The following is a 17,773-nucleotide window of genomic DNA, read 5'->3' on the forward strand; positions in this document are numbered from 1 at the left end:
GTCTCACATTTGCGTCGCGGTTTTAATGATATCCAGCGCTTTATCGAACTGAGCATCAGGGATGGTCAGCGGATAAAGGAAACGGATCACGTTGCCATTTTGACCACAGGTCAGTAGCAGCAAGCCTTGCTCCAACGCACGTTTCTGCACTTGCTGGGCAATTGCCGCAGACGGCTCGCCAGTTGTGGTGTCGTAAAATTCTGCGGCAATCATCGAGCCAAGGCCACGCACTTCCGCTAAGGCCGGGCAATTTTGTTTGATCTCGCGCAGCGCAGATGTCAGCCGTTCGCCCAGTGCTTCGGCTCGTTGGCAGAGTTTTTCCTCAGCAATAATATCCAGCACCGCATGGGCTGCCGCCACCGACAGCGGGTTACCGGCGTAAGTCCCGCCCAAACCGCCAGGCGCAGGTGCATCCATAATTTCCGCTTTACCCACCACGCCAGATAACGGCATGCCGCCTGCCAGGCTTTTCGCCATAGTCATCAGGTCAGGTTGATGCGCGTAATGGTTCATGGCAAACATTTTGCCGGTGCGCGCAAAACCACTTTGCACTTCGTCAGCAATCATCACGATGCCGTGGGTATCACAAATTTGGCGAATCGCCGCCACAAATTCAGGCGGAGCCACATTGAAGCCGCCTTCACCCTGCACAGGTTCGAATATAATCGCCGCTACCTGAGTTGCCTCAATGTCGGATTTAAACAGGCGTTCGATGGATTTCACCGCATCGTGAGTGGAAATCCCGTTCAGTTCGGACGGATACGGCGCATGGAAGACGGACCCAGGGAATGGGCCAAAACCAATTTTGTAGGGAGCCACTTTGCCGGTTAACGCCATGGTCATGTAAGTGCGACCATGGAACCCACCGCTAAAAGCAATCACACCAGGGCGGCCAGTATGGGCGCGGGCAATCTTCACCGCGTTTTCTACCGCTTCAGCCCCGGTGGTGAAAAAGGCCGTTTTCTTACGCCCAGCGATTGGCGCGGCGGCGTTAATTTTCTCTGCAAGCTGAACGTAGCTTTCGTAAGGGACAATCTGATAAGCGGTGTGAGTAAACGCTTGAAGTTGCTGCTCAACCGCCTGCACCAGGCGAGGATGCCGATGGCCGGTATTCAGCACGGCAATCCCGGCGGCAAAATCAATGTACTGCTTGCCTTCAACGTCAGTGATGGTGCTGTTTTCAGCCGATTGGGCAAAGAAATTACACATCACACCTACGCCACGTGGAGTAGCAGCCAGACGACGTTGATGGAGTTCGTTATTACTCATTTTTTTATCCCTCACACATTTATCAAATAGACAGGTTGTATTACCTGATTCATTTAGACAGTATCTGGTACCTTAATCGAGAGCCAAATCGTTTTAATAATAGGATCCAAATGCGTTCACTTGCCGTAGATGTGATCAAGCAGGCATTTATCCACACGCCTGGCGAGAAACTTCATAAGAAACTCTATGTTGCGATATGCAACTGCATCCTCGAAGGGAGTTTACGTCCAGCAGCGCGCATGCCACCGACCCGGGATTTGGCAAATGAACTGGCACTGTCGCGAAATACCGTATTACGGGTGTATGAGCAGTTGCAGGCAGAAGGTTATATTTCAACACGCACCAGTAGCGGCACATTCGTCACCGAAAGTGTGCTGGATAATCTCACCACGCAAGTCACTAAAACGGTACAAACCACACAGCCTGACGCACCTGCAACTCTTTCAGACCGTGGCCTTGAACTGCTGGGAAATGCCAGTGCCAGCCCCGCGCAATGGGGGGCTTTTATTCCTGGTGTGCCCGATGTGAATAGCTTCCCGCACCGCATATTTAAGAAGATTTATGATCGCGTCGCCAGGTCCCCTGACCCGCAATATCTGACTTATGACGCAGACGGCGGGCTCGAGTTGTTGAAATCCGCGTTGTCTGATTATTTGCGTACCGCGCGTGGAGTAAAATGTTCCACCGACCAGATATTAATCACCGAAGGGATTCATCAGGCTCTGGATTTAGTCACCCGCACGTTATGTAACCCAGGCGACCATGCGTGGATTGAAGAGCCCGGCTATTGGGGCATTAAGAATATATTACGCATCAATGCCGTCAATATGACGGCGTGTGATGTCGACGATCAGGGATTAGTTCCAGAACCGGCCCCCGCCGTGCGGCCAAAATTAATCTTCGTGACCCCTTCCCATCAATATCCGCTTGGTTCGGTGATGAGCCTGCCTCGACGGCAGTTATTACTTTCGCAGGCCAGGGAATTTAAAAGCTGGATTGTCGAAGATGATTACGACAGTGAATTTCGTTTTTCAGGCCAGCCGATACCGTCACTACAAGGGCTGGAAGAAAACAGCCCAGTCATTTATATCGGCACCTTCAGTAAAACGCTGTATCCCGCACTGCGTCTGGGTTATGTCGTGCTGCCCAAGCAGTTAGCGGCGCCACTTAAAAAGGTGCATAACGAGCTTTATCGCGGTGGTCATCAGATAGTTCAGGCAGCTTTAGCAGAATTTATCCGTGAAGGTTATTACGCCGCGCACATTCGCAAAATGCGCCAGTTATATAGCAAACGCCGCAGTTTATTGGTGGAACTGATTAAACAGTATCTGGGTGAAGCCTATCTTGGTTATTTTAACAGTAACGCCGGTCTGCATCTGATTATTCAATTCCCCCTTGAAGCGGATGATATTGGTATCTCAAGACTTGCGAATGCTGAAGGGATTCTCGTCAGGCCATTGTCGCGTTATTATTTTAATCAACAGAAAATGAAAGGATTATTAGTCGGTTTCGCCAGCATTCAGGATAGCGATATGGAGGCCTCGTTTATTCGTCTGGCGGAGATCATTAAGCAGAACGTCTGAAGCGAAAGCAGTGATTGAATTACGATAATGTTATGTTATAACGTTTTATAAATTCACATACCCACTGGAGAACTTCATGACTAAACGCATTTCCGCCGCGCTGCTGGGCGCTGGCATTTTACTGAGTAGTGCTCATGTACTGGCGCATAGCCATTCACACGGCAAGCCGTTAACTGAAGCTGAACAGAAAGCCAGCGCCGGAGTTTTCGACGATAACGACGTCAAGGACCGCACCCTCAGCGATTGGGATGGGATGTGGCAGTCGGTGAATCCTTACCTGTTAAACGGCGACTTAGATCCGGTGATGGCGAAAAAAGCCCAAAAAGATGGCAGTAAAACGGTGGCGCAATACAAAGCGTATTATCAGAAAGGTTACGCGACGGATATCGATACTATTGGCATCGAAAACAACACTATAGAGTTTCACACTGGCAAAACGATCTACACCTGCCACTACGCCTACTCTGGTTTTAAAATCCTGAATTACGCCTCTGGCAAAAAAGGTGTGCGCTATTTGTTTGAGTGCAAAGATAGCCAGTCAAAAGCCCCAAAATATGTGCAATTTAGCGACCATATTATCGGTCCGCGCAGATCTGAACATTTCCATATTTACATGGGTAATGATTCCCAGCAGTCATTATTAAAAGAAATGGACAACTGGCCGACGTTTTATGAGTACTCATTAAGCAGCAAGCAAATTGTCCACGAGATGCTGGAACACTAAAAAGCTATCGATTTTGCTCAGCGCATTCATCGGTTTACCGGGTCCTGGCTGAGGGTGAATGTGCGCCTTAATCTCAAACATCGGTCATCATAGCGCCGGAGTCATCACCGCTTCCGGCGCACTTTGCGCAATACAATTGCAGATATCGGGCAATAACGCTTCCATCTTCATCCTTAAACCTGGGATTGAAACCCTGTTTTATGATCTATGCTGAAGGCTACCAGTCAAGCAAGATGATTCACCCGCTGAATCACCGCTAGCAGTGTGCTTCTTGTCCTGCTTAACACTTAATAATGTCAATCAGTTACATCAGCATTGAATTGTTAATCAGGCGATGTAAAATTAACGTTAATATGTATTGCTGATGTGAATCATTCTTCAGATTCCTGGACTTCTTCTTCGCCATATCACCTCCTTCTCGGCGACCAGGTTTGAACCATTTTTTCAGGGAACGTTACGATGAAATTGCGAAATCTGTTGATCCTTGCTGTTGTTGCGACGGTTGTGGGCTGTAAAGCGCCCCCACCAAAAATGACGGACGACACTCTCGTCACCAGTGAGATCAATGGTGTCACATTGACGCACCGTTATGCGGTTAGCGCGCCAAAAGAATTCACCCCAGTCAACGCAAGTTTTAGGGCGCTGTATGCAGGGTCAATTATGAGCAAACCGGACTTCGGCGGAAAAGTCGTCAGCACCCTTGATAATGGGCAAAGTTACACCGTTTTGGGGCAAGTCGAGAATAATTGGCTGGCCGTTGCGCAGCAGGATAAACAGGAAATGTTGGGTTATGTTCCTGCACGTGCGCTGGTGAAAAGTGAACTGTATGCACAAACGCTGAAAAAAGATCGCCCTCGTCCACGCAAGGCCACCAAAAAAACCACCTGCGTTGCGGTCGATGGCAGTAGCAAAGCCTGCCAGAATGCGAACAGCGGCACCTGGATCATTGATTAACTGTCGACGTTTTACGTCATACCTTGTTGTTTAAAACTGTTCGGCTAAGAAGGATTTCTATGAAACTCTGGCTTTCGAGTCTGGCGCTACTGCTGGCATCTACTTCAGTGTGGGCGGCTGGTAACTATCGTATCGTCCAGTCTCCTTCGCAAAAGCTGGATGTCTGGATTGACGATGTGCAAAACAACACGCCGCAAAGCTGGTGTGCGCAAGAACTTCCCCTGCGAATCGTCGCCAATGGCGATAAAAATCCGGCGCTGCTCAATGTTTTTATGCCACGTCTGGGAACACTCCTGGAAAGCCAATGTAGCGCGGTGCAAATAGTCAGTTGGCGGATGGAAGACCCACAGGGTCAAGCACTCGCGGTTGGCACTGCGAGCAGAAGCAGCGACTGGACGGTGATTATCGCGCCGGTTGTTTCCAGCGAACTCAACACCCAACCCGCTCGCGAAGAAAACTCACCGTTAGCGGACCGCACGCCATGGCAGGAGTTTACGCTGCAAGACGGCTGTCATTTGCGCACTTTCTGGCAGGGTGATGCTAATTCGTCAGCGATGTTTATCCCAAATGGTAAATGTGAAAAAGGCGGCTGGTTGAATGGCCACAGTGAAATCATTCAGAGCGGCGCTAAAGGCGAAACACGCAATGTGATGACCTTTGTGCATGGCTTCCCGGTCAGCGGATTAAGCGCCGATGCCGGTTCTGACAGCCTGCTGATTACCAGTCTCAATAACGAGCGGATGGTGGTCAGTAATGAACATGCTCCGCAGAGTTGGATGATTTTGCCTTATCACTCAGAGCTGAATGGCTGGAAAGCCACTGGCATGGTTGCCGTTGAAGTACCACGCGAACTGGCAGTAGATGAAGCCGCTATCCAGAAGCGTTTAAATATTGTGCGCAAAGTTTGGTCGGCGTGGCTCGCACCGGATACCCCTATCACCTTGTTGTTGATTGATTCCCTGCGTCCGCAATTGCGTGATCCAGCGGTTGGCGCATGGCGCTCCCAGAAGTAACCCTGAATTTTCGTCGATTTCGAGCAGAGTAAGGCCATCATGACTGATAAAGATTACAACTCCGAACTACCCGACGCTCTGCCGCCTGGCTTCCGTTTCGACGAGTTTGAAATTCAGCAAGTGACTGAATCCACCAATACTAACGTGGTGTATAAAGCGTGGGACCACCAGCTTGAGCGCCCGGTCACTATCCGCGAATTTATGCCGCGTGCGCTGACGGTACGCAGCGATAATATGCAGCTGGTGTTACGCAGCAAGCAAGACAGCCAGGCGTTTAATGTCGGAATGAATCGTTTTGTGCAGTCTGCTCGCCAGCTCGCACAATTTAACCACCCCAATTTGCTGCAAGTGTTTAGCTTCTGGACACAAAACGAAACCGCCTATGCGGCGACACGCTACTCCAACGGCGTAACGCTGGCTGAATTGCATCAGCATCAGCCTGAAGTGATTAATGAAGCCTGGATTCGGCGCATCTTGCCGATGTTGTGCGGAGCGCTGGCAACATTACACGATGAGGGGTTTATCCATCGTGACCTGTCGTTAAGAAGCATTCAAATTCAGGATAACGGCGCGCCTTTGCTATTGAATGCTGGCGCTCCGCGTCCAGGAAAAACCGAAAATGGCGATGAGATTAAAACGCCACTCAATCCAGGTTTTGCGCCGCTTGAACAATATGCTGATGACCTCGAAAACCGGCTCGGGCCATGGACGGATATTTACGCACTGGGGGCGATTCTCTACACCCTGATCACCGGTACTTGTCCACCGGCCAGCGTTACCCGCACCATTCAAGACCCGTGCGTGAAGCTGGCAAAAAATCGGCCTGAAGGTTATTCCCATAGCCTGTTGCAGGCGGTGGATAACGCGCTGGCGTTAAAACCGGAAGACCGCCCGCAGTCTATTGCAGAATTTGCGGCGCTGGCGGACATGCCGTTAAGTGGTATCAACGGCGCGGCACCGTTGAAACAGCCTGGCACCATGCTGGTCGCGGTGGAAGATGCGGAAATCACCCATCTCTCGCCGTTCAAAAAACGCTACAAATTGCCGCTACAGATTGCCGCCAGTTTACTGGTAGGCGTGGCGATTGGCGGTTTCATTTTTAATAACAACGCCCCTTCTGTTTCTACTACCCAGACGGCCAAAACCGACAAACCGGTTGCGGAAAAAGCGGAAGCTGCCGGGACTAAAAGCGTGGTGCCTGTAGCGGATGGCGCGATAGCGCGCATTTATGTACGCATGAATGATGGCGAACAACTGGATGTTAATGGCAAGGCCGAAAAAGTGACACCAGGCGCCAATGGCTATGGCTTCCTGCAACTGCCTGCGGGCCAATATGAGCTTACGTTGCGTGATAAAAATCTGTCGCGAAGCATGACGTTATCGGTTGAAAAAGCGGGGACATGGTTGGTCAATCCGCAAGGGTAAATGGACGTTTAGCCAGGCGGTAAATTATCTGCTTTATCAGATTATGAGACATCTCCCGTAGCACTAGCCAGAAATTCGGCTAAGGTTTTCATAGGGTTGATCGCGGTAAACTTTCGCCGCGGTAGCCTGTAAAGGAGAACGATTAATGATAAATCCTGTTTTGCGCCGTCCTCGCACGTTATTTTTTGCGATTCAAATAGCTATCGGTTGTACGTTCGTCACTTTGCCTGCCTCAGCCGCAGACAGCCTGCCACAACCGCCTGATGTCATCCTTGGCCCGCTGTTTACCGATGTCCAGACGGCAAAATTATTCCCCGATCAGAAAACATTTGCCGATGCGGTTCCCAAGAATGATCCGTTGATGATCCTTGCGGATTACCGCATGCAGCGCAATCAATCGAGTTTCGATTTACGCCATTTTGTCGACGTTAACTTTACCTTGCCAAAAGAAGGTAAAAAGTATGTCCCGCCTAAAGGCCAAACGTTACGCGAGCACATCGACGGTTTATGGCCGGTGCTGACGCGCACCACTGACAGCACCGATAAATGGGATTCGCTGCTACCGTTGCCGAAACCGTATGTGGTACCAGGCGGGCGCTTCCGCGAAGTCTATTATTGGGACAGTTACTTCACCATGCTGGGGCTGGCGGAAAGCGGCCACTGGGACAAAGTTCAGGACATGGTCGATAACTTCGCCCATGAAATCGACACCTTTGGGCATATTCCTAACGGCAACCGCAGCTACTATCTGAGCCGCTCTCAACCGCCGTTCTTTGCCTTTATGGTCGAACTGCTCGCCAGCCACAAAGGTGACGAAACCTACACCACCTATCTACCGCAGTTGAAAGCTGAGTATGCCTGGTGGATGCAGGGCAGCGATACGCTGGCAGCAGGCGCTGAAAACTTGCGGGTGGTGAAACTGAAAGATGGCTCGGTGCTAAACCGTTACTGGGACGATCGCGATACACCGCGCGCCGAATCGTATCTGGATGACGTGACCACCGCGAAGAACAACCCCAACCGCCCGGCGACGGAAATCTATCGCGATTTACGCGCAGCTGCGGCTTCGGGTTGGGATTTTAGCTCGCGCTGGATGGATAACCCGCAGCAACTGGGCTCGATTCGTACCACCTCTATCGTTCCGGTTGATTTGAACGCTCTGCTATTCCAGATGGAAAAGACCCTCGCGAAAGCAAGCCATGTGGCGAAGGACAGCGCAGCTGCCACGCAATATCAGCAACTGGCCGATGCCCGTCAAAAAGCCATCGAAAAGTATCTGTGGAACGATAAGCAAGGCTTCTATGCGGATTACGATCTCAAGAACCACGCGGCTCGTTCGCAACTGACCGCTGCCGCGCTATTCCCGCTGTATGTTCATGCCGCTTCGAAAGATCGCGCTGAAAAAATGGCGGCCATCACCCGTTCGCAATTGCTGAAAACTGGCGGGCTGGCGACCACCAACCTGAAAACGGGCCAGCAATGGGACGCACCAAACGGCTGGGCGCCATTGCAGTGGGTGGCCACGGAAGGCCTGCAAAATTACGGCCATAACGATCTGGCAATGGAAGTCACCTGGCGCTTTATGACCAACGTGCAGCAAACCTATAACCGCGAGCAAAAACTGGTGGAGAAATATGACGTATCCACCACGGGTACCGGCGGTGGCGGAGGTGAATATCCGCTGCAAGATGGATTTGGCTGGACTAACGGCGTCACCTTGAAAATGCTCGATTTGCTGTGTGGCAAAGAGAAACCGTGTGATTCCACACCGGACAAATTGCCTTCTGCAACACCGGGGCCGGTGAAAGAGACGATTCAGCCTGCTAGTTCTGCGAAGTAGTTTTCCCCTCACCCTAACCCTCTCCCGAAGGAGAGGGGATTGTCTGGTTTCTCTCTCAGCCTCATCCTCTCCCGAAGGAGAGGGGATTGTTTTGTTTTCGCCTTGTCCTTCCCCTTCTCCTGGGGGAGAAGGACGGGATGAGGGCGCCCACTCCCCCGCCAAAATTGGCACTTGAAACAAAAAACAATAACGATAATAATTCGCATTCAATTTATTAGCACAAATAGCTAAATCAATACCTCCTGGGAATATAACTAAATGAAACTGGCATTTACAGTAAAGCGCTCTGCTTTACTCTGCGCGCTGGCACTCGCGGCACCCACTTACGCATTGGCAGAAGACACCGTCGTCGTTACCGCCTCCCCCGCACAAACCTCCACCAGCCCAACCGAAGGTTACAGCGCAACGGTCAGCCGTGGAGCAACCAAAACCGATGAGCCGCTGATTACTACCGGTCAATCGATTTCGGTGATTACCCGCCAACAAATCGAAGACCAGGGCGCGCTCTCGGTTAATAGCGCGCTAAATTACACTCCAGGCGTATTTACCGGCTTTGCCGGTGGTGCAACGCGTTATGACACCGTGGCTTTGCGCGGTTTCCACGGCGGCGACGTCAATAATACCTTCCTCGATGGCCTGCGCCTGATGAGCGACGGCGGCAGCTACAACGTGATTCAGGTTGACCCGTGGTTCCTCGAGCGAATCGATGTGATTAAAGGGCCATCGTCGGCACTTTATGGCCAAACCATACCAGGTGGACTGGTAATGGAAACCTCAAAGCGCCCGCAATTTGTCGAGGAAGGCCACGTTCGTGCGATGTACGGTAATCACAACACCAACGGCAGCGCATTTGATTACACCAATGCGATTAACGAAGAATGGGCGTATCGGATTATTGGTTTAACCAAAAACAGCGACACTCAGTACGAGAACACGCGGGACGAACGTTATGCGATTTCCCCGTCCCTGCTGTGGCAACCCGGCGAAAATACCTCGCTGTTGCTGCGCGCCTATCTGGAAAAAGATCCATCAGGCGGATTCCACGGCTCGGTTCCGGCTGATGGCAGTATTTATTCATCCACCGGGCGCAAACTCAGCACCGGTTTCTCTGACGTCGAACCGGGCAATGACGCTTTCAAACGCCACGAGCAAATTTACAGCTACGAGTTTGCACACAGCTTTAACGATGTGTGGGCGTTCCGCTCCAACGCCAGTTATACCCACTCGAACGTCAGCCTGAAACAGGCTTACCAGATTGGTTGGGCAGACGTGGCGCATGACGAACTGATGCGTTATTACAGCGGCGAAACTTCATCACTTGACGCTTACGCCATGGATAACCAACTGGAAGCCGATTTTGCAACTGGCGAGCTGGATCACAAAGTGGTGCTCGGCGGCGAATTCCATAAGTTCACCAACAATTTGTCCGATGACTCCGCTTACACCACCAACCTCAACCCGTGGACGGGTGAGTCTGGCGGCCCTGGCGGTTTCTATTATTACGACCCACGCGATCCCACGTATTCCACCATCAATCAGGGCCTGCTGACCAAAGCCGGTAAACGCCAGTATGAACAAACGGGTGTCTATCTGCAGGATGATATGCAGTGGAATCAATGGCACATGACGCTTTCTGGCCGTTACGATCACATCGTGACCAAGAGCCATATTGTGGCAGATGCCATTGATAGCGTCGTCACCGATAACCGTACTGACGATCACTTCAGTGGCCGCGCATCGTTGCTGTACGCATTCACCAATGGGATATCCCCATACATCAGCTACAGCCAGGCCATCACGCCGCAGGTTCTGCCGGATGCCGAAGGCAAGCTGCTGAAACCGACCACCGCTGAACAGTATGAAGCCGGGATGAAATACCAGCCGCTGGGTACGGCGGATCTCTACACCCTCGCCCTGTATGACCTGACGCAGAAAGATGTCGGGAACCGCGTGGTTCAGGGCAGTTACTATGAGCCAGCGGGTAAAGTTCATTCGCAAGGTGTTGAGCTGGAAGCACATTCTCAGTGGCATCCACGTTTCTCGACCGTTGCCGGATACACTTACAACAAAGTGCGCTTTAAAGATGCCATCGACGGTAACGATGGCAACACGCCATACGTCACACCAGATCAGATGGCCAGCCTGTGGGGAATGTTCAAAGCCGACTTCGGTATTAGCCTGGGTTCAGGTATTCGCTATATCGGCAAGCAATGGGCGGACAATGAAAACACCCTGCGCGTGCCTTCTGTAACGCTGCTTGATGCAATGGTGCGTGCTGAGATGGGGGCGTGGACGCCGTCACTGAAAGGTGCCTTCGTGCAAGTTAACGCCAATAACCTGACGGGCCGTGATTACGTTGCGGGTTGTTACGGCACCGGTTACTGCTACTGGGGCGCGGAGCGTTCTGTGATTGCTACTGTGGGATATGATTTTTAATCAGTGAAGTGGGTGTCGGATGGCGCAAGCGCCATCCGATATTTATTTGACCTTTTACTGAATGACACTCCCGGCAATATTCACTTCAGCCTTTGCACCCTGCTGTTTTTCCAGCGCGAGCTGCGCCAGTGGCGTATCGGCTTCATAACGCCCTTTCGCATCGAGGGTTTTCTCGTATTTGTTGTATTTCCACCAGGCATAGCCGAGGAAAATAACCAGACCGCCAACGTTATAAAACACAATGGTCATAATGCTCGCCCCCGTCGGGAAGGTAGAAGCAATAAACCCGACGGTGAAAATAACAATTAAGACGCTAACAATAGCGATGCCCTGCATTCGTGAACCCATGCGGAAATCACGGTTCACTTCATCGTATTTCAGGCGCAAGTTCAGGTAAGCCAGCATGATAAACAGCGGTGGCAACATTGACGCCGCCGCCGTCATGTTAATCAGGGTGTTCATCAACTCCTGCACGTTACCCGAACCAATAGTTGGGATAAGCATCAACGGAATGACAATCAAGAACTGAATCCAGGCCGCGCGAGTCGGTACGCCATGCTGGTTCAGGCTAACCGTTTTCGCACCAAAGATACCTTTCGGGATCTCAGTAAAGAAGATTTTGACCGGTGCCGCCGTCCACATCAGCAATGAACCAAACATGGCAGTGAACGAAACAATTCCGACAAAGCGATTCATCAGTATCACTGGCAGGCCAAAGTGTTGCGCCAGGCCGCCAAATACCTGAACCGTGCCACCGGTGTAGTGCAAATCAGCCTGGTGGACAAAGACGTTAATCAGCAGCGATGAAACGGTATACAGCACGCCGATAAACAGCCCAGAAAGAATGATCACTTTGACGAACGCTTTGCTGCCGCCCTTAACGTCATTGACGTACACCGCCACGGACTCTGCGCCACCCGCAGCCTGGAAAATCCACGCAATAATGCCGAGGAACGCCCAACTAAATTGCGGAGTAATGGCCTGCACGTTAATTGGGTCAGCCGGTTCAACACCGCCAATGACCGCAGCACCTGCCAACACAATGTAGGAGAAAGTGAGTAATAACATCAGCGTAGAAGTTACTGACGTCATCGGCCCGAGCAGTTTCGCCCCGTGGTTTGAAATCCAGGTGGAGAATGCGAACAGGATAATACTGATGATAGCCGTGGTTAATGGCGTGAAAATATAGTCATATCCGAGGAACGCATACGAGGCGTAGGCAATGACCCTTGGCAATAACGAGGTGAAGAAAAACAGGTTCACAAACCAATAGGTGTAGGCGGTGATAAATGCCCAACGGCCACCAAGTGCACTTTTTACCCAGGCGTAAACCCCGGCTTCTGAATTACGGTTTAACGAGACAAATTCAGCGATGATTAAACAGAACGGAATAAAGTAAATAAGCGTAGCCACCAGGAAAACCGGTGCCGATGCAATGCCAAGTTGCACGTTATTGTTAATGACGTTATTGAAGCTAAAAACCGCCGCAAATGTCATTGCCAATAAGCCAAACTTGCCAATGGTATTTCTGTTTGTTGAAGCCATGAGAACTCCACATTGTGTAGGGTATATTTTTTATAACTGCTTTTTGTAGGTCGGATAAACGTCAGCGTCATCCGACACTAAGCGGTGCTTAACACCTTATTTATTAAGGAAATAGGTTTCCTCAACCGTCACTTTTAAAATTACCTTTCTCATGCCCTCGCCATGTGAAAAACGGTGCGCCTGATGATTTTCAAAAATAACCACATTGCCAGCTTTGAGACGATAAGCCTCGCCCCGCCCGCGTAAATGCTCACGGTCAGTTTCGTCGCGATAAATCATTTCATGGGTTAAGTCGCTTTTATCCGCTATTTCAACGGTTTCTTGCCCAGCGAGGTAATAATGCACGTCGAAATAACGGCGATTCCCTTCAAATAATTCGCTATTTTCGCTGTTGCCTTCCGCCAGGCGATAGACCAGCGAATCGCCAATTGAATAAAAAACATTGGCTTTAATATTATTACGGTTATTAATCGCTTCCATGCAGCGTTGCCATTTCTTTCCGGCATGATAGATGCGTTTAAAATCTTCTAAGGTGTTTAAAATAATCATTCCACTTCCCTCGCTGGTGAAGCCTGCTGGAAATCGTATTTCGCCAATTCAACCGGGGTCATTTGTGACTGACTGAATGGCACCATGGTGAAGCCGTAGCTAAACGGTTTTAGATAAACCCGGAACGAATCCAGCACTTCTGAACCCCAGGAGTTAGAACCTAAGCCGAGAGTTTGGTCATCAAGATTCAGCGTCAGATAGTCGCTTTCCACAAGCTCATTGATGTGTTGCGCCTGCTGCAGCATGTCGGCGCTGTACGGCCAGAGACTGAAGTTAATCGGTTTACGCGGCTGAATAAAAAGACCATTCCCCTTTGCATCTTCAACAGTTAACCAACGCACCTGCTGGCGGTTACCGTTATCTTGTGGGAACGGATAGTTTTCAAACAGGCTGTCTACCGGCTGACGATAATGCCCAATCAGGTTGTTCTGGCAGCTATCGCCGTAGTTTTCACCCGGCCCACGGCCATAATATTCCACTTCGCTGAAACGCTTGCTGATGCCAAAATCGAGGCCAATTTTTGGAATAATCGCCTGATAATTTCCGTAAGGTGTGCCCGAAAGTTCAAGCGACACATGGCCCGCAGGGGTAATCCGCCACTGGTAGGTGCAACGCATGCCAAAATCGAAAACTGGCGGCGCAATCACGCTATCCACTTCAATGACCAGATCGTCACCTTGCGTGGTTTGGCGCATTGCGCGGAAATGGTGCTGCATCAGGTGGAGGTGATACGGCTGCCACAACCCTTCAAATTCCTGCTTATGGTTATCAATCGTCGGCTTGAAGAAGGTGAGATGCGGTGCGCGACCGACAATCTCTTCACCATTCACCAGCCATGAAGTCAACTCACCCGTCAGGCGGCAGAAGGTCAGGGAAAAATCTGCACCGCTGACGATTTGCTGATGCCCGCGCGTTTCGCTGTGCAGCGAACGGGAGGGTTTCACTGGCAGCGCTTCACGCGCGCCTGCCGCCTGGCGCAGGATTTGATAGTGGCCGAGCAAAGACATCGCTTCGCTGTATGGTGTTGCGTGACGTTTGTAAACTTCGACATTAATAAACACTTCGCCAGCTGGCAGCGACGGAGCGTTGAGGCGCAATTGTTCTTTTTCACCGGGTTGTAAACAAGGTGCCGCCACAGTCTGTTGCGCGAGGGTTTCACCATCGAGCTGATAACTGACCTGGAGTTCGATGTCGTTTAACGCGCTGAACCAATAACGGTTTTCCACCAGCAACACATCATCTTTTTCGGTTTGCTGCACCGCAACCGGACACAAAACCTGCTTATATTCACGCAGCCCTGGCCCTGGACGCTGGTCGGGATAAATCAGCCCATCCATGCAGAAGTTATAGTTGTTTGGGAAGTCGCCGTAATCGCCACCGTACTGATAACGCTCACGTCCTTGCTCGTCGTGCACCAACAAGCCGTGGTCGCACCATTCCCAGATGTAATGCCCTTGCAGGCTTTTATGTTGATTGATGACCGCCTGATATTCCGCCAGCCCGCCCGGCCCGTTACCCATCGCATGGGCGTATTCGCACAGAATGCGCGGCTTCGGATGCGGGTACTCGCCAAAGGCATTCATCATTGAGACGCGGGAATACATGGTGCTGATGACGTCCACCACTTCGGCATCGCGATCTTCTTCGTAATGCACCAGGCGTGTCGGGTCCAGCTCCTTACAACGTGCGGTCATCGCGCGGATGTTGCAGCCGTAGCCGGATTCATTACCCAATGACCAAATGATGACCGACGGATGATTTTTCTGTGCCAGAACATGGCGTTCGATGCGTTCGACGTAAGCCTGCTCCCAGGCGGGATCATCGGTAATGCGGCTAATATCACCTACGTTAGCAAAACCGTGGCTTTCCAGGTCGGTTTCCGCCATTACAAACAGCCCGTACTGGTCGCACAAGGCATAAAAGCGCGGGTCGTTAGGATAGTGTGCGGTGCGTACCGAGTTGATGTTGTGCTGCTTCATCAGAATGATGTCGCGCTCGGCGCGTGCCATATCAATGGCGCGGCCTTTTTGATGGTCATGATCGTGGCGGTTGACGCCATGCAGTTTCAGGTAGCGACCATTCACGTAAAACAAGCCGTCGCGCACTTTGATATCGCGGAATCCGACCTGCTGCGGCACCACTTCGACGATCTCGCCACGGTTATCGCGCAAAGTTAGCAGCAGCAAATAGAGATTCGGCTGTTCTGCGTTCCACTGTTTAGGTTGTTTGACCGGTAACACCAGCTGGCAACGCAAATCGCTGTGGACAGACAGCGCATCGTGTTGCTGTTCGGCGATACACTTTTCGCCATCAAATAGCTGTGCCAGTAGTTGATAGCCTTCGGCAGGTGTCGTTGCGATGTTACGTACATCACAGGAAAGCTGGAGTTCGGCATCACAGTAGTTTTCGTCAAACTCAGTGACGACCGTAAAATCATGCAGATGCACATTCGGCTGACCGGTCAGGTAAACGTCACGGAAAATCCCCGCCATCCACCACATATCCTGGTCTTCGATGTAGGTTGAATCCGCCCACTGCATGACGCGAACCGAGAGTAAGTTGTCACCGACTTGCACGTAAGGGCTGATGTCGAACTCTGCCGTCAGGCGGCTGCCTTTGCTGAACCCAACGTAGTGGCCGTTAACGTACACTTCAAAGTAGGTTTCTACGCCATCAAACTTGATGAGGATCTGGCGTTGTAGCCATTCGGAGGTCAGGGAAAACTGGCGCTGGTAGGCACCGGTTGGATTGTTGGTGGGAACAAAAGGCACATCAATCGGGAAAGGGAATCCTTCATCGGTATACTGCAAATGACCGTGACCTTCCATTTGCCACATGCCCGGAACGGTAATTTCGCCCCACTCTGGCATCGCCTGACGGTAAAACGCTTCAGGCACTTTTGCAGGATGGTCAAAATAGTTAAACGTCCATTTCCCGCTAAGTAACATAAAGCCGAGGCTTTCTTGCCGATCAAGCGTTTTAGCCTGCGCTTCGCTTGCGTAACGATGAAACCAGGCGCGTGGTGGCAGCCGGTTCTCAGATTGTTTGTTTATGTTTTCCCAGTTATTCACGCCAACATCCTCATTACGTGTGTATGAGGAAAACAATAGTAAATATTTACTAAAACTTAAAATCGAATTTTACTAAATGACGAGGGGATCACAATAATAGAGCCAATCCCCTAAATAATTCGAGTTGCAGAAAGGCGGCAACGCAGTGAGTCCCCAGGAGCTTACTCAAGTAAGTGACTGGGGTGAGCGAGGAAAGCCAACGTATCTGCGGCTTGAAGAATGACGGGGATTTTATGAGGTTGTAGTATCTCGCAACTGCAACGAGCTTGGGACAAACACCGAGAGCGGAATAGTACGTTCATCACGCAGGCGTTCCATTAAAAGATTTACCGCCTGGGCACCCATCGTTTCAGAATGGATACGCACGGTAGACAACGCGGGGAAAACAAAGCGTGCGGTAGGAATATCGTTAACGCTGATTAACGCCATTTGCTGCGGGACTTTAACCCCGTGTTCATGCAATGCACGCAACACACCAATGGCAATGGAGTCGGTAGCAACGAATAACGCTGGCGGGTAATCACCTGATGTAGCAAGCATTTTCAACGCGCACTGGTAGCCAGACTGGCTGCTAAAGTCGCCGTAATAAACATCTTTTGCGCTGACCACTTTCTTACTACGCCCATACTCTACGAAAGCTTCTTCACGCTGGTCGGCATAGGCTGGGTCATCGCGGCCACCAATAAAACCAATCCGCATATAGCCGCGCGAGATGAAGTAATCGATAACTTTACGGCTGATTTTGTACAAGTCCACGTTAACGCAATCAAAACGAGGATCATCAGTCACGCCATCAAGGAACACCAGAGGGAGTTCTTGTTGATCAAGCCATGCCCTGGCAACTGGCAGAGGTTTACCAATTATTAGTAAACCATCGACGGCGGCAACAACCGGACGTTCGCTTTTAAAGTCGTAACAAGAAACCAGAGTAATGCCTAATTTTTCGCATTGTGTTTCAATGCCATAGCGCATCGCCAGATAATAGGGGTCATTAATCTCGAGCTCTTGTCCGTGGGTATACAGTGCCGCAAACGTCAGCCGCTGACTTGCCTGCCGTTTCGCGCTGGGGACTTTGTATTCCAGTCTTTCTGCGGCTTCGAGGATTTTTTGCCGTGTCTGTGTTTTGACGCTCAAACTCGGGTCGTCATTGAGCACGCGTGAAACGGTCGCCACAGAGACCTGAGCCGCCTCAGCAATTTCCTTCAATGTAGCCATAACACCCCAATAATCACCTGATGAAAACAACAGCTTAATGTCATAACTGACCCGTGTATACCCATTCGTTTAACCTGTTTCACGGCAATCTGAAGTTGTGAGCCAGCTATCGCTTTGCTGCTTCAAGTGTATTTTTTAGTAAAATATTA

Annotated in this window: 12 protein-coding genes; 7 read left to right on the top strand and 5 right to left on the bottom strand. The window is 50.8% G+C overall.

Annotated features, from left to right (window positions below):
* Window positions 1–3 precede the first annotated feature (3 nt).
* Complete coding sequence (puuE, locus tag EC843_RS02925; RefSeq protein ID WP_133521570.1) at window positions 4–1,269, bottom strand: 4-aminobutyrate transaminase; 1,266 nt, start codon at window positions 1,267–1,269, stop codon at window positions 4–6.
* A gap of 110 nt (window positions 1,270–1,379) precedes the next feature.
* Here puuE and EC843_RS02930 point away from each other — a divergent pair, with 110 nt between their 5' ends.
* From EC843_RS02930 to EC843_RS02960, 7 genes are all read left to right on the top strand, one after another.
* Window positions 1,380–2,852: a PLP-dependent aminotransferase family protein gene (locus EC843_RS02930; protein ID WP_133521571.1), complete on the top strand. Its 1,473-nt coding sequence runs from the start codon at window positions 1,380–1,382 to the stop codon at window positions 2,850–2,852.
* A 76-nt stretch (window positions 2,853–2,928) separates the two neighbouring features.
* The gene (gene zinT, locus EC843_RS02935) at window positions 2,929–3,576 is read left to right on the top strand and encodes a metal-binding protein ZinT (protein WP_133521572.1); all 648 of its coding nucleotides are present in this window, start codon (window positions 2,929–2,931) and stop codon (window positions 3,574–3,576) included.
* Window positions 3,577–4,035: 459 nt separating this feature from the next.
* Window positions 4,036–4,530: an SH3 domain-containing protein gene (locus EC843_RS02940; protein ID WP_064546168.1), complete on the top strand. Its 495-nt coding sequence runs from the start codon at window positions 4,036–4,038 to the stop codon at window positions 4,528–4,530.
* Between the two features lie 59 nt (window positions 4,531–4,589).
* Complete coding sequence (locus EC843_RS02945) at window positions 4,590–5,543, top strand: hypothetical protein (protein ID WP_133521573.1); 954 nt, start codon at window positions 4,590–4,592, stop codon at window positions 5,541–5,543.
* Between the two features lie 39 nt (window positions 5,544–5,582).
* Complete coding sequence (locus tag EC843_RS02950) at window positions 5,583–6,968, top strand: protein kinase (RefSeq protein WP_133521574.1); 1,386 nt, start codon at window positions 5,583–5,585, stop codon at window positions 6,966–6,968.
* 145 nt (window positions 6,969–7,113) lie between these two features.
* Window positions 7,114–8,808 (top strand): alpha,alpha-trehalase, encoded by a 1,695-nt coding sequence (locus tag EC843_RS02955; protein ID WP_133521575.1) that lies wholly within the window; start codon window positions 7,114–7,116, stop codon window positions 8,806–8,808.
* Window positions 8,809–9,066: 258 nt separating this feature from the next.
* Window positions 9,067–11,244 carry a TonB-dependent siderophore receptor gene (locus tag EC843_RS02960; RefSeq protein ID WP_133521576.1) on the top strand — a complete coding sequence of 726 codons (2,178 nt, stop codon included), beginning with the start codon at window positions 9,067–9,069 and terminating at the stop codon, window positions 11,242–11,244.
* 54 nt (window positions 11,245–11,298) lie between these two features.
* On the opposite strand, the gene EC843_RS02965 is transcribed toward EC843_RS02960, so the two are convergent.
* The 4 genes from EC843_RS02965 to ebgR all read right to left on the bottom strand — a co-directional run bounded on the left by EC843_RS02965 (window position 11,299) and on the right by ebgR (window position 17,624).
* Window positions 11,299–12,789, bottom strand: a complete 1,491-nt coding sequence (locus EC843_RS02965) for an amino acid permease (RefSeq protein ID WP_064546158.1) — start codon at window positions 12,787–12,789, stop codon at window positions 11,299–11,301.
* 96 nt (window positions 12,790–12,885) lie between these two features.
* Window positions 12,886–13,338: a beta-galactosidase subunit beta gene (locus tag EC843_RS02970; protein ID WP_064546156.1), complete on the bottom strand. Its 453-nt coding sequence runs from the start codon at window positions 13,336–13,338 to the stop codon at window positions 12,886–12,888.
* Entirely contained in the window at window positions 13,335–16,409 is a 3,075-nt protein-coding gene (gene ebgA / locus EC843_RS02975; RefSeq protein WP_133521577.1) for a beta-galactosidase subunit alpha, read from the bottom strand. The genes EC843_RS02970 and ebgA overlap by 4 nt, the downstream gene beginning before the upstream one ends.
* 231 nt (window positions 16,410–16,640) lie before the next feature.
* Window positions 16,641–17,624 (bottom strand): transcriptional regulator EbgR, encoded by a 984-nt coding sequence (gene ebgR / locus EC843_RS02980; RefSeq protein WP_064546152.1) that lies wholly within the window; start codon window positions 17,622–17,624, stop codon window positions 16,641–16,643.
* Window positions 17,625–17,773 lie beyond the last annotated feature (149 nt).

Source organism: Buttiauxella sp. JUb87, assembly GCF_004361975.1.
In the GTDB taxonomy this organism is placed as follows: domain Bacteria; phylum Pseudomonadota; class Gammaproteobacteria; order Enterobacterales; family Enterobacteriaceae; genus Buttiauxella; species Buttiauxella ferragutiae.

Bases quoted from the DNA above. Each gene is read 5' to 3' on its own strand.
- EC843_RS02970 (WP_064546156.1), bottom strand. From the start codon at position 13,338: ATGATTATTTTAAACACCTTAGAAGATTTTAAACGCATCTATCATGCC.
- zinT (WP_133521572.1), top strand. From the start codon at position 2,929: ATGACTAAACGCATTTCCGCCGCGCTGCTGGGCGCTGGCATTTTACTG.
- EC843_RS02945 (WP_133521573.1), top strand. From the start codon at position 4,590: ATGAAACTCTGGCTTTCGAGTCTGGCGCTACTGCTGGCATCTACTTCA.
- ebgR (WP_064546152.1), bottom strand. From the start codon at position 17,624: ATGGCTACATTGAAGGAAATTGCTGAGGCGGCTCAGGTCTCTGTGGCG.
- EC843_RS02930 (WP_133521571.1), top strand. From the start codon at position 1,380: ATGCGTTCACTTGCCGTAGATGTGATCAAGCAGGCATTTATCCACACG.
- EC843_RS02940 (WP_064546168.1), top strand. From the start codon at position 4,036: ATGAAATTGCGAAATCTGTTGATCCTTGCTGTTGTTGCGACGGTTGTG.
- puuE (WP_133521570.1), bottom strand. From the start codon at position 1,269: ATGAGTAATAACGAACTCCATCAACGTCGTCTGGCTGCTACTCCACGT.
- EC843_RS02965 (WP_064546158.1), bottom strand. From the start codon at position 12,789: ATGGCTTCAACAAACAGAAATACCATTGGCAAGTTTGGCTTATTGGCA.
- EC843_RS02955 (WP_133521575.1), top strand. From the start codon at position 7,114: ATGATAAATCCTGTTTTGCGCCGTCCTCGCACGTTATTTTTTGCGATT.
- EC843_RS02950 (WP_133521574.1), top strand. From the start codon at position 5,583: ATGACTGATAAAGATTACAACTCCGAACTACCCGACGCTCTGCCGCCT.
- EC843_RS02960 (WP_133521576.1), top strand. From the start codon at position 9,067: ATGAAACTGGCATTTACAGTAAAGCGCTCTGCTTTACTCTGCGCGCTG.